Source organism: Methylomonas koyamae, from assembly GCF_019669905.1.
In the GTDB taxonomy this organism is placed as follows: Bacteria; Pseudomonadota; Gammaproteobacteria; order Methylococcales; family Methylomonadaceae; genus Methylomonas; species Methylomonas koyamae.
Genome location: NZ_AP019777.1, coordinates 229,948 through 242,147, shown reverse-complemented (window position 1 = coordinate 242,147; position 12,200 = coordinate 229,948). Strand labels below are relative to the sequence as shown.

The 12,200-nt window shown below is 58.5% G+C and carries 14 protein-coding genes; 8 read left to right on the top strand and 6 right to left on the bottom strand.

Annotated elements, in window-relative coordinates:
- Positions 1–183 precede the first annotated feature (183 nt).
- The 6 genes from MKFW12EY_RS01145 to MKFW12EY_RS01120 all read left to right on the top strand — a co-directional run bounded on the left by MKFW12EY_RS01145 (position 184) and on the right by MKFW12EY_RS01120 (position 6,611).
- Positions 184–621 carry a hypothetical protein gene (locus MKFW12EY_RS01145; protein WP_245006404.1) on the top strand — a complete coding sequence of 146 codons (438 nt, stop codon included), beginning with the start codon at positions 184–186 and terminating at the stop codon, positions 619–621.
- Between the two features lie 13 nt (positions 622–634).
- The gene (locus MKFW12EY_RS01140) at positions 635–1,300 is read left to right on the top strand and encodes a response regulator transcription factor (RefSeq protein WP_054761919.1); all 666 of its coding nucleotides are present in this window, start codon (positions 635–637) and stop codon (positions 1,298–1,300) included.
- The gene (locus MKFW12EY_RS01135; RefSeq protein WP_245006403.1) at positions 1,300–2,622 is read left to right on the top strand and encodes a sensor histidine kinase; all 1,323 of its coding nucleotides are present in this window, start codon (positions 1,300–1,302) and stop codon (positions 2,620–2,622) included. The genes MKFW12EY_RS01140 and MKFW12EY_RS01135 overlap by 1 nt, the downstream gene beginning before the upstream one ends.
- A gap of 130 nt (positions 2,623–2,752) precedes the next feature.
- Positions 2,753–5,032 (top strand): TonB-dependent receptor family protein, encoded by a 2,280-nt coding sequence (locus tag MKFW12EY_RS01130; RefSeq protein ID WP_221053860.1) that lies wholly within the window; start codon positions 2,753–2,755, stop codon positions 5,030–5,032.
- A gap of 533 nt (positions 5,033–5,565) precedes the next feature.
- Positions 5,566–6,132: a HupE/UreJ family protein gene (locus MKFW12EY_RS01125; protein ID WP_221053859.1), complete on the top strand. Its 567-nt coding sequence runs from the start codon at positions 5,566–5,568 to the stop codon at positions 6,130–6,132.
- 110 nt (positions 6,133–6,242) lie between these two features.
- Positions 6,243–6,611, top strand: a complete 369-nt coding sequence (locus tag MKFW12EY_RS01120; RefSeq protein ID WP_054761928.1) for a hypothetical protein — start codon at positions 6,243–6,245, stop codon at positions 6,609–6,611.
- Positions 6,612–6,688: 77 nt separating this feature from the next.
- Here MKFW12EY_RS01120 and MKFW12EY_RS01115 read toward each other — a convergent pair whose 3' ends face one another.
- The 6 genes from MKFW12EY_RS01115 to MKFW12EY_RS01090 all read right to left on the bottom strand — a co-directional run bounded on the left by MKFW12EY_RS01115 (position 6,689) and on the right by MKFW12EY_RS01090 (position 10,059).
- Complete coding sequence (locus tag MKFW12EY_RS01115; RefSeq protein WP_221053858.1) at positions 6,689–7,396, bottom strand: DUF2490 domain-containing protein; 708 nt, start codon at positions 7,394–7,396, stop codon at positions 6,689–6,691.
- Between the two features lie 82 nt (positions 7,397–7,478).
- Positions 7,479–7,952, bottom strand: coding sequence for a hypothetical protein (locus MKFW12EY_RS01110; RefSeq protein ID WP_064026459.1), 474 nt, complete (start codon positions 7,950–7,952; stop codon positions 7,479–7,481).
- 81 nt (positions 7,953–8,033) lie between these two features.
- Positions 8,034–8,657 (bottom strand): hypothetical protein, encoded by a 624-nt coding sequence (locus MKFW12EY_RS01105; protein ID WP_054761930.1) that lies wholly within the window; start codon positions 8,655–8,657, stop codon positions 8,034–8,036.
- The gene (locus MKFW12EY_RS01100) at positions 8,654–9,043 is read right to left on the bottom strand and encodes a copper resistance CopC family protein (RefSeq protein ID WP_221053857.1); all 390 of its coding nucleotides are present in this window, start codon (positions 9,041–9,043) and stop codon (positions 8,654–8,656) included. Before MKFW12EY_RS01100 ends, MKFW12EY_RS01105 begins: the two co-directional genes overlap by 4 nt.
- 10 nt (positions 9,044–9,053) lie before the next feature.
- A complete protein-coding gene (locus tag MKFW12EY_RS01095; protein WP_221053856.1) occupies positions 9,054–9,464 on the bottom strand; it encodes a hypothetical protein in 411 nt (136 codons plus the stop codon).
- 16 nt (positions 9,465–9,480) lie between these two features.
- Positions 9,481–10,059, bottom strand: a complete 579-nt coding sequence (locus MKFW12EY_RS01090; RefSeq protein WP_054761932.1) for a hypothetical protein — start codon at positions 10,057–10,059, stop codon at positions 9,481–9,483.
- Between the two features lie 145 nt (positions 10,060–10,204).
- On the opposite strand from MKFW12EY_RS01090, the gene nikR reads away from it, so the two are divergent.
- Together nikR and MKFW12EY_RS01080 are read left to right on the top strand one after the other, a co-directional pair.
- Entirely contained in the window at positions 10,205–10,672 is a 468-nt protein-coding gene (gene nikR, locus MKFW12EY_RS01085; protein WP_054761934.1) for a nickel-responsive transcriptional regulator NikR, read from the top strand.
- 152 nt (positions 10,673–10,824) lie between these two features.
- Positions 10,825–12,192 (top strand): HupE/UreJ family protein, encoded by a 1,368-nt coding sequence (locus tag MKFW12EY_RS01080; RefSeq protein ID WP_221053855.1) that lies wholly within the window; start codon positions 10,825–10,827, stop codon positions 12,190–12,192.
- The last annotated feature ends 8 nt before the right edge of the window (positions 12,193–12,200 follow it).

The following is a 12,200-nucleotide window of genomic DNA, read 5'->3' as shown; positions in this document are numbered from 1 at the left end:
TCCCAGTCCGCTATTACGCCTACCCGAATGGGCAACGGCGCGAGCGCGTATGACAAACTTATTTTTGTTCATATCCATGTTAAGATCGCCGCTCCGCCGAAGGGGCGGGGCTCAGGGCGCGGATCGCCGATTCGCGCGCTTTATTAATTCGGATAGTCTGGCGTTAGCCGGTTTGGGGGCGTTGTGAATATAGTGAAATTGGGATTCGGACTGGTTTTCGTGGCGTTACTGACGGCCGGCTGCGGCGCCCCGGACCAAATAAACGCCAGGAATTTGCAAGCCGCCCACAAATCGATGAACCGCATCAAACAACACCTGCCGCCAGACGACCGGTTGCCGTTCGAGATGGCCTATTGGTTGGTGCGGGAACAGGTCAAAAACGAAGCCGATTTTCTGAAAGCGATAGACGGCAAAGCGCCGTCGCAACTGATCGCGCTGGGCAAAGCCGCGTTCGGCTCGCGTAAATCCGCCGGCGACCCGAAATATGCGAAGCTTGAAAGTTGGGAACAACTGCTTGCCGAATCCGGCAAACAGCGCACCGACGACAGCGATGCCGAACAACAAGATCCGCGCGACAAGAAGGGTTACCCCCGCGTCGATTACAAAATGCACGCGATGTAAGCCGGCCGGCTGCATGCGCTTGCTACTGGTCGAAGACGACCCGGCCTTCTTCGAACCGTTGGCCGCCGACTTGCGTGGTGCCGGCTATATCGTCGACACCGCAACCGACGGCGCGCAGGGCGAGTTTCTGGGAGCGACCGAACCCTACGATGCCGCGATTCTCGACCTGGGCCTGCCCAAACTGGCCGGCCTGGAGGTGCTGAAATGTTGGCGCGACGCCGGCAACCACATGCCGGTCATCGTCCTGACCGCCCGCGATGCCTGGCACGAAAAAGTCGACGGCTTTAAAGCCGGCGCCGACGACTACGTTTGTAAGCCCTTCCACCCTCAAGAATTGCTGGCCCGCCTGCAGGCGGTGTTGAAGCGGGTACACCACTTCAACCAGGCCAAATTAAAGGTGTTCGGCGTCGAACTCGACGAAGACGAACAAACCGCCATGGTTGCCGGTGGCGAGGCCCAGCCGCTGACCGCTATCGAATTCAGGCTGTTGCGCTATTTGATGCTGAATGCCGGCAAGGTGCTGAGCAAGGCGCAACTGGGCGAACACGTCTACAGCGAATCGGCCGAACCCGACAGCAACGTGCTGGAAGTCTACGTCAAACGCCTGCGCAAGATCGTCGGCAACGATTTAATCCACACCCGGCGCGGCCAGGGCTATCTGTTCGGTCTCAAGCCGTGATGTCCTTGCGCAAGCGCCTGGGCCGCGGCCTGATCGCGGTGTTGGGGGCGATTTTTATCCTGCATTGGCTAGCTGCCGACTGGATCATCCGCAGCGCCGCCGAAAAGCAAATGGCCAACCGCTTGGCCGACGACGGCTACTCGCTGCTGGAGTCTTTGGGCTACAGCGACGACGAGCAAGTCACTTTCCACGGCGTTCACATCAGTTCGGTCTACAACCGCCGGTTGTCCGGCCATTATTATCTGGTCAAGGTCGATGCCCAGGGCTACCCGTCGCCGTCTTTGCTGGATTTTCCGTTGGCGGTCGAACCCGTCGGACCGGAGCAGTCGATGCTTTACCATGCGGCCGGCCCCGAGCAAACGCCGCTGCTGGTCTTGACCTTGGGCGCGGTCCGTTTCGGCCATCGGATCAACATCAGCGTGGCCGAAGACCTGTCGGCGGTTGACCACGACATCACCGCCATTCGCGTGGCCTATTTGGGTTTGACCTTGCTGATATTGTTCAGCGCCATCGGCTTGCTGCGCTGGGACATCCAGCGCGCGCTGCGTCCGCTGGCCACGGTGCGCGCCGAACTGGAGCAGGTGGCCGGCGGCGGCAGGCAACATATCGGCAGCGAGGTGCCGGCGGAAGTCCAACCGCTGGTCGAGGAAATCAACCATTTGCTGGAATTGGTGGCGCGCCGCCTGCAACAGTCGCGCACCGCGATGGGCAATCTGGCGCACGCGCTGAAATCGCCGATGGCCCTATTGCTGAGAACCGGCGAAGACCCGCATTTCGATGGCCGACCGGACCTGCGTGCGCGCCTGGACGAGCAAAGCCAGGCCATTCGCCATTGCATCGAACGCGAGTTGAAACGGGCGCGGATCGCCGGCGACCAGCAGGCGGCGCCGGCCTTCAACCCGCATAGCGAAATCATCGCCTTAAAAAAGACCCTGCGGGCGATATACGCCGACAAGCCGCTGGACATTCAGATCACCGCGCCCAAGCAACTGCTGCATTTCGATCGGGAAGACATGATGGAAATTCTCGGCAATCTGTTGGATAACGCCTGCAAATGGGCCAGGCAACGGATTGATGTCGAATTGGCGCTGGACGGCGGCGTGGCGATACGGGTCGCCGACGACGGCCCCGGCTGCCGAAGCGACGACTTGGCCTACCTGACCCAACGCGGCCGGCGCCTGGATGAGTCGGTGCAAGGCCACGGCCTGGGTTTGGGCATTGTCGCGGACATTGTCGGCAGTTATCGAGGTTCGCTGGCATTCGGCCGCAGCAAAACGCTTGGCGGATTTTTGGCGACGGTGACCTTGCCCTTGCACCGCTAGCCGTCTCGGCCTTGCGCCGGGATTTTCAGTTTCGATTCAGCTTGCTTGGTTACATTGCGCGGCGGTGCTCCATCTCCACCCGCTGGAGCTTGGATGCAGTGTTAGCCCATTTTGAACCGAAGTGAATCCTATGCAAAAACAACATGGATGGCTGCCGACTTTGCTGTTGAGCCTGATGGCTCAAGGCGTTGCCGCAGCCGAACCCGACCCGCAAACCAACTCGTCCGGCAATCAGGCCGATACTTTAACCAGCGTTGAGGTGGTGGAAAGCGTCGAGAAAGCCGCGACCTTTTCCGGCTCGACCTCGGTAATCAGCAAAGACACTTTGGAACGCGACCAGGTATTCACCGTCAACGAAGCCTTGCGCAAGGCCCCCGGCGTCTATGTGCGCGACGAGGAGGGCTTTGGTTTGCGGCCGAACATTGCCTTTCGCGGCCAGAATCCGTTCCGTTCCACCAAGGTGTTGTTTTTGGAAGACGGCATTCCGTTCAACTTCGCGCCCTACGGCGACAACGACATCTACTATCACCCGCCGGTCGAACGTTACGACGGCATCGAGATTTACAAGGGCGCCGATTTGACCCAGTTCGGCCCGCAAACCATCAACGGCGCGGTCAATTATCTGACGCCCAAGGTACCCACCACGCCGGGCGGTTTCGTCAGTTTTACCGGCGGCAACCGCGATTATCTGAACGGCCACACCCGCTACGGCGGGATGGTCAAGAACGTTCAGGGCCTGGATGCCATCGGCGGCGTGGCCGATTATATTCACAAGGAGGGCATGGAAAGCCACGACAATACCTTTGCCGTGGTCGACGACGCCAATCTGAAAAGCATCATCGACTTCGACGCCCGCAACCGCTTGACCCTGCGCGGCGATTTCTATCATCAGGACGAACAAGGCGCGGCCTTTGGTTTGACCGACGCCGAATACCGCAAGCTGGGCGCGCGTTACAACCCGGACAAGAACGCCAATTTTACTAACGACCGCTGGTCCACCTCGGCTACTTACGAGCACAGTTTCAACAACGACGTGACGCTGGAAGCCAGTTTTTACTGGTCGGCTTACGAGCGCAACTGGTGGCGGCAGCAGAACGAATTTCCAACCGAGAACCAGTGCGTGGGGCGAGGCATAGACAGTTATGTGACGGATCGGCAAAACGGTATTCCGGTCGATATGGATTTGTGCAACTACAACTCAGGCCGTTTGCGCAACTACGAAACCTGGGGCGTGGCACCGACCTTGCACGCCAAGCACGACCTGTTCGGCATCGAAAGCCAGTTGGACGCTGGGTTCCGAGCGCATTTCGAGAATCAATATCGGCGCTTTATTCGCGGCAGTACGGCGGATGCACGCGACGCGAGCAATCCCAACGGCGGCACTTACCGCCAACTGACCGAGAATAACGAGCGGTTTGCCGACGCCTACTCCGGCTTTGTGCAAAACAAATTCATCTGGAACGATTGGACTTTCACGCCGGGCGTTCGCGTCGAGTCGGTCAGTTACGAGCGCAAGAATTTGCTGAACGGCGCGCAAGGCCAAAGCAGCCTGACCGAAATCCTGCCGTCGTTCGCGATGACTTATTCACCCATCGATAACGCCGAGCTGTTTTTCGGCATTCACCGCGGCTTCGCCCCGCCCCGAGTGGAAGATGCGGTTTACAACGATACCGGCGGCTCGGCGGAAGTCGGCGCGGAGATCAGTTGGAACACCGAGTTCGGCATCAGGGCCAGGCCGTTGCACGGCGTCAAAACCGAGTTGACCTATTTCCACAACGACTTCGACTCCCTAACCGTACTGGGTACGGTCGGCGGCGGTACCGTGCCGGTCGCGCAAGGCAAGGCCTTGTATGAAGGTATCGAATTGATGGCACGGGCCGACTTCGGCGATGTGTTCAACTGGACTCACAATCCTTATGCGCAGATTGCCTACATGTGGCTGCCGACCGCCGAGACCACCCAAGCCTTCCGCTGCGTGCCGTTGTCCAGCGGCGCCTATCCGGCGAGTTGCCCTGGCGGCAATGTGTTCGGCTCCGCGCCGGGCAAGCGCGCGCCCTACGCGCCGGAAAGCCTGTTGACCGCGACCTTGGGTTATTCGCATCCGACGGGTTTCGACGCCCATCTGGAAGCGGCCTTCGTCAGCGAGCAATACGCCGACTTTCTGAATCTGGACAACGGCGCCGACCATCCCAACGGTGCCGCCAGCAACGAGGCTTTGGGCGGCAGTTACGGCAAGATCAACGACTACGTGGTGGTCAACTTCGCGACCTCTTATAAAGTGCAAAAAGATTTGACCCTGTACGTGTCGATGAAAAATCTGCTCGACAATACTTACATCGTCGACCGGGTGCGCGGCATCCAGCCCGGCATGCCGCGTCTGGTTCAGGCCGGGTTCAAGTACGAGTTTTAATCGCGGTTTGAAATTGGATGACGCCGAATCGGCGGCCAAGGATGTATTGGTCATCCACTCGGATTAATAGTGCCGCTCCTGCGCTTATGGCTACCCGGTTGTCGTGTTTGTTTCCAATGCTGCCGGAGCGCGTGAGGACCAAAATTTGTAACCCAGGGTAACAAAACGCGAGCGCTCGACTCGGGATGGCCTCGCTCGGCCATCACTCCGGCCGAATCGATATAGCCCGCCGGCGCCAAGCCAAACCCTAACTCGCGTTGTTCCGATTGGTTTTCAGCAACCGTACGTTTACCGGCGGCACAGTCGAAAAACGTAATAGTGCTCGGGCAAACTTTCCTCTATCGGGTGCGCTTACGCCCATAATATGAAATATTATTAAAAGTTCATATTTTTGTTAAGATAGCCTCGTTTGCGTGGTGCCAGCGCCGATGCCCTCCAAAGTCGGGCTGGCGCCGCCAAACCATCGTTTCGCTGGAGAGCGTTGTTCGCTAGCGTTCAGCGTCCACCGTAACCCGTCGCAGGCAGAGGCCACCATGAATAAGTCCCTCAAGCATTTCTTGCTAACGATATCAACGTTTTCGGCCGGCTCGATGCCGGCCTATGCGCACCCTTTCCATTGGGCAAGCGAATCCATCGGTTTCGACAGCGGATTGCTGCATCCTTTTTCCAGCTCTGACCACCTTTTGACGATGCTTGCGGTCGGTTTGTGGATATGCCGCAGCGGCGGTGGCCGAGCTGTCGTATCGCTGGGGTCGGCGTTCCTGATGCTGCTGTTGTTGGGCGCGGGTCTGGCTTTAATTCCGCTGGAGATTGCCCACGCTGAAACGCTGATGTACGCGAGCGTTTTGGTTTTGGGGCTGCTACTGGCGTCGGGGCGGAAATTGCACTGGGCGCTGTCTTTGCCGGTGATTAGCGGCGTCGCGGTAAGCCACGGTTATGTCCATACCTACGATATTTGGCTGGATGCCGATGCACTGGGTTATACCGCCGGCTTTACAGTGGCGACTTTAATGCTGTTGGCCATCGGCGTTGCCGCAAATCTCGGCATCGCGGCGTTACTGGCCGGGCAAGCCCGGCGGAGCTCAACCCGAATAAATTAAGCTCACAGTAAAAAATATTTCAACCAAAGGAGTTACCCGTCAGCAAAGTTCAATCGCAAACCCGAAAAATTCGCTTTACCCAATACGTTTTATTTACCAAGAGAACACACATGTCATTGAAAAAAGTATTTATCGCTTTCACACTGTTTTTTTCGATCTTAGGCTTTTCCGGCGCTACGCTGGCAAAAGAAGTCAAAAAGAGCGTGCCTGAAGTATTGAAAGAAGTGGATGCCAAAATCCAGGCAGCTCTGGATGCAATTCCTTCCGCTGATTCGGCAAAAGTCGCCAGCCTGATCAAAGAAGTAGCAGAAAGCGCTAGCGAATTGAGCGCCAACTACAAGTTCGAGTTCGAACGCGACAAAGTGGTTTTGAAAATGAAAAAAGCCAGAGAACTGGCTAAAAAATCCGATTTCGCCGGCGCCGAACAGGAATTGAAAGAAGCTCGGGAAGGCTTTGCCGGTCTGACCAAATTCCAGTAACAGAGTTACAGAGATTTCTGTTTCATGTATCGACTAGGGCGGCCTGAGCCGCCCTTTTTTTGCGCGCAGGAAAAGTATTAGAAATTGACGTTGATGTTGGTAAACCAGACATGGTTGACCAAATCCGGCGCGCCGTAGTTGTGCACGTATTGCAGTTGGTAGCCGGTGTCGACGTTCAGTTGCGGCGTAAATTTATAACCCACGCCGACATAACTGCGGTTCTGGTTGATGCCGGTTTGCACCGAACGGGCTAGACGGCCGTCGTCCAGCGAATTGAAATAAACGAATAGCTCGTCGATGCCGATCAGGTAGGCTTTGCTGTCGGGTATCGAGTACACCAAACGAAAACGGTGCCGCATCCGGTGGGCGACGTTGTCTTCCTCGGAGAAAAAGCGCTGTTCCAGCCGGAAACGGTACTGAAAATTCCACTCCGGCGACCAGTTGTCTACCCACTGCAACTGTTGCATCGCGTCGTTGGTCGCCAATTCGAAGTCGGTCTGCTCGCTGTATTCGCCTTGCCAGGTGTAACCGGCCCAAAGTTGCAGTTTATTTGTCAGCTTGTAACCGATCAGCGGCCGGACGATGATTTGGGCGAACTGGTCGTTATCGGTCTTGGTCCGGGGCGCCAGTTCCAGAAATGCCAGATAGGGACTGCCGCCGAAGTCGGTTTGGTAGGTGTTGCTGATCCAGACGCCGAAATCGTCGCGGACCGGGCCGGCCGTGGCGGCGAAAGTAGCCGGCAGCAGCAGGCAGGCTGCAATCCGGCGCGGTAAAAAGTTAGACATAGTGTTCGCTTGCTGAATATGGGTGAATTACCGCTACGCCCGGCCGCGGCATCCGCCCATGCTAAACGAACGAGGCCGTACCTCAGAACGCCTGGTTGGCGAACGGGTTGAAGCTGGGGCGCGCCACGACGTTGAAACCGAATTCGGTGGCTTGGTGGCAGGCGTTGCAGGCAGCGGTAAGCTTATCGTAATTCGCGATAAATGCCTGTTGATTTTTGGCTTTGACGGCTTGGTCCAGCGCGGCCAGCGGCTGGTCCAAATACTGCGCCAGCAAGTCCGGAATGGGTTGGCGAATGTCTTTGTGGGTCGGATGGTATTTGCCGGCGTCTTCGATGCCCTCGTGCAGTTCGTCGACTTCGTATGCGGCCAGCGCCCAATTCTGCGCCTGACCGGCAAACCATAATTTGGCATGGCGAGTGGAAGTTTGGGCCATGATTTCGCCCAGGCCGGGCACAAAGCCGGCCGTCTCCCGTTCATGGTGGCCCGGATGAGCACAAGCGCCCAGCAGGCTTGCCAGCATCAGCGCCATAATCGGTTTGGTTGGTGTCGCTCTCATAGTGATTCCCTGTTGGTGGATGGAGGCCGGACGCGCAAGGCCGGGCCGACGCGGAACCGTCGGCGCAGCGGCGGCGCCCGGTTACGGCGGACTGCTTTCGCCGTGCGGTTTTAGCAGACGCGGTATGTAATAGGCGGCCAAAGCCAGGCACAGGCCCAGCGCGCCGAACACCACGCCCAACCCTTTGCCGCTGCCGGCATTGGCTGCCGACGGCGCCACGGCCATAGCCACCGTCAGCGGCATGTGCAACGCGCTGGTGTCCGCCGGCGTGTGCAGATCGGAGTCTTCCACCAACAACACGGCTTGGTATTTGCCGGCAGTTTTGAAATCGACGCTGGCGGTCAATACGCCTTGCTTGACGACGGCCATCGGCACTTCGGCAATGGTTTGGCCGTCTTCGCGCAAAATCTTCAGGCCGACCGGTTTCTTCCGCACGTCCAGGTCCAGCAGGTCGACGGCGATTTGGGTTTTGCCGAGCCGCGGCAGATCGACGCATTCGGCTTGCGGTATGGATTTGTCGTCCTTGGCCTGATTCGGGTCGAGCTGGTAGGCGGCAAAGTTGACGACGTAGTAGTCGTTGCTGAGCATGCACCCGTACAGGTCGTAGCTGCCGTCCGCACCTTTGCGGTTGCCGCCCAGCGGTACCGAAGCCTGGGCTTGGCCGACGGCGGTAACGGCCAGTATCAACGCGGCTAATAGTTTCATGGTTTGGCCTCCGTACTCGCCGCTGCGGCGACGACGGTAAACTTGGAGATGCCGCTGACCACCAACCCGTCTTCGGTGATCACCCGGTAGCGGACGGCGTAAGGACCGGGGGGCAGCGGCTGCGTCGTCGCCGTCAGCCGGTGGCGCTCGCCCAAAACCAGGCGGGTGTCGCCGTTGTCGACCCGTTTGCCTTGGCCATCGACCACAACCACCGACGGCGAGCGCTCGCCGACATTGCCGCTGAACCAGAATTTGACCGTGCCGTCGAAATTGGCCACTTCAGCGTTGTGTTTCGGGTCGGACTTCAGCAATACGCCCTCGGCAATGCTGGCCGGGCTGGCCAATGCCAACAATACCGAGACGGCTAGCTTTATTAATTTAGGCATGGTTTTTTACTCAGGGTAGACCGAAAAAACCGGCGATGAACAGCACCAGCGGATCGGACAACGGGTGGAAGAAACCCAGCGTAATCGCGACCAGGCTGATGACAAAAATCCGGGTCCAGGCCGCCAAATCCAAATCCTGCTTGCGCCACATCAGGTGAAACGCCAGCCAACTCAACAGCCAGACGCCGATAGCCAGAGTTTCCTTGCCGGTGTAAGAGCCGATGCTGCCGTCGGGGCCTTTGCCTTGCGAGCCGGGGATCCAGTAACCGTAGCTGTGCACCAGCTTATCCAGGCCGGGCGACAGCCGGGAAATGTGGTGGCTGACCATCAAGGTCAAAAATGCCAGCAAAAGAGCCAAACTGGCTGCCACGACCGGGCCGGAATGCAGCGCTTGAGAATTCGATTCGGTTGGGTGTTGCATATCAGGTTCCGCCAGTTCAGACAAAGCGCAGTTTGGCCAGTACCAGGCCGACGACGAAGCCCAGCAGCAGGAAGCTCCACGACACTAGGATCGTGATGCCGACAAAGCGGCACAGGTCGCGGCGAGTCTGCATCGGCAGCCCGTAGTAATACAGCAGCGCGGTGGCCGACAGCATCAACGGAAACGGAAACAACGAGACGAACTCCTTGAACTCCATCAGCACGTTGTGGATGGCAGGCACCCGCTCCAGAATCCAGTCGCGCGGGCCGTCCTGGCCGCGGTAACGCATGTAAATCCAGTTGCCGCTGATCGCCCCGGCCAGGTTCAACAGAGTTGCGGCCAATACCCAGCGTCGCAACGATTGCAGTTGCACCTGCATGCCCTTGACCAACGGCAAGGCACGATGGGTCAGATAGGTGCCGACGGCCAGCGCCGAAATCGCACTGAGGCCGTGGATGCCGGCCTTGATGCTGTAAGCGCTGGGAAACCAGAAGTTCGCCAGCGGCAAACACAGCAACAGTAATAATGCGATCGCAACCTGGCTGCGCATCACGGTTTTGCCGAAATTGTCGTGCGTGTAATGTCCGGCGGACATCGATGCTCTCCCGCGAATAAACGGCCGTTAACCGGCTCTTGTCGAATTGGGCGTTGCCGCCGCCATCCCGCCGCGGCCGCTTGTGCCGGCAACGCTTGGGCTATAATCGCCGGTTCCTATATAACGATAATAAGAGGAGCCGACCTTGGAACGTTTTACCATCTCTCTCAGCGACGAATTGGCCGCCGAGTTCGACCAATGGATCGCGGCCCGCGGCTATTCCAACCGCTCCGAAGCCGTCCGCGACCTGCTGCGCAAGGAAATCGAAACCAAGCGCCTGGTGCGCGACGAGGCCATTTACAGCATCGCCACGCTGTCCTACGTCTACAACCACCACGAACGCAACCTGGCGGAACGCCTGACCAGCCACCAGCACGATGCCCACGATCTGGTCGTATCGTCGATGCACGTCCACCTGGACCACGACGACTGCCTGGAAAGCTTGTTTCTGCGCGGCCTGACCGCACGCATTAGGGCGTTTGCCGACAAGCTGTCCGCCGAAACCGGCGTCCGTCATGCCGCGCTGAACCTGGTACCGGTCAAAATGGCCGCAGTCAGCCACCAGCACGACCACCACGGCCACAGCCATTCCCACATGCATCCGCACAGTTGAGCCGGCTCGGCAGCGCGAGTTCGGCGCATGATAAGACATTTTATTTATTATTCATAATTTTTAAAAATGTGATAGGTGTCGTATGATTCGCTCCCTATTCGTCTTAACCGGCATTTGATTTGAATTCTTAAGGCTTTTTCCGTCGTTAAACCATGACATTACGCCGTTCCCGCACCCGATCCGAATTGTCGCCCTCATGGCTGCGGCTGCTCGGCTTCGGCTTGCCGTTACTGGCGGTCGCGGCCTTATTCGGTGAGCATTTTTTCGGCTTGGATACGTTGGGCTGGAGCAACGGCTTCAACCATCCGCTGGCCGGTTGGGACCATTTACTGGCAATGTTGGCGGTCGGTATTTGGGCCGCACAATTGCGCGGCCAAGCCGTCTGGATGCTGCCGCTGGCCTTCGTCGGCGTGATGAGTCTGGGCGGTTTGGCCGGCGCGGCCGGAATAACGATACCCAGCGTCGAAGGCATCATTCTGCTGTCTTGCGCGGTATTCGCGCTACTGATTACGCGCAAGATTCGCTTCAGCAGCAAAATCAACGTGCTGATCGTCGCTTTCTTCGCCTTCTTCCACGGTTTTGCCCACGGCCAGGAAATTTCGACTTCCGCCAGCCTGATTTCTTATACGCTGGGCTTTATGTTGGCGACTTTGCTGCTGCACGGCGCCGGGATTTTGGTCGCCAAATTGGCGGTGTTGGCCGCCACTTTTCTGCTGACCGCGATGTTTTCGCAATCCGTATGGGCCAAAGCCGGCCCGGCCGAAACGGCGGAACCCACGGATGTCGCCCATTGGAGCGCGGACGCGGCGTTTTACTCCGCCAATCCGGCCGGCTACCGCGGCCGAGGGCTGGACGCTGCCGGCGCCGCCTGGGATTCCCAGGCTTGCACCAGCGCCGTGGCGAGCCATCGCGCCAACGCGCCGATAGTTAAAGCGGCCGCCGGGGTTTCCGGCACATTCGCTCATGTCGTTTCGGTCGCGCGTAGCGTATTGCCGGCGGCGGGTGTTTACTGGGCGGAGTGGGCCGATTTGGCCGGCAACGGTCTGAGCGGATTCAAACAACGCTTTCCGGATATCAACCAAACTCCGGGTACCCAATTGCTCAGCAGCGGTGTCGGTCGCACCTCGCCGCCGTTTGCCGTTTCCGCCCGCCTCGCCCCGATTTTCTCCGCATTTCGCTGTATCCCCGCTCTATCCGCTGTAGCCGTTCAGCAACTCCGCGCCGGTTCTTTCCGCGCCATCCCGAAGCCAAATTTATTTACCTGCGCCGGCCCGACGCCTGCCATGGTTCTGCCTGGCGCATTTATACCCCCCGCCGCGCCTGTTGCCGGCCTGCCGCTTACGACAGGCTCAGGCCGCACGCTATTTCAAAGCCAAGCCGACGATTCAGCCGACGCCGCCTTATCCCTGAACCATTCGCTCGCCGGCGTATTCGCCGCAAGCGCCAACGCATCCAAACTCCAAACCGGCATAAGACCGGTGTTAACAACAAAAACGACCGCAACGATATTCGCACTATGAGGACGACT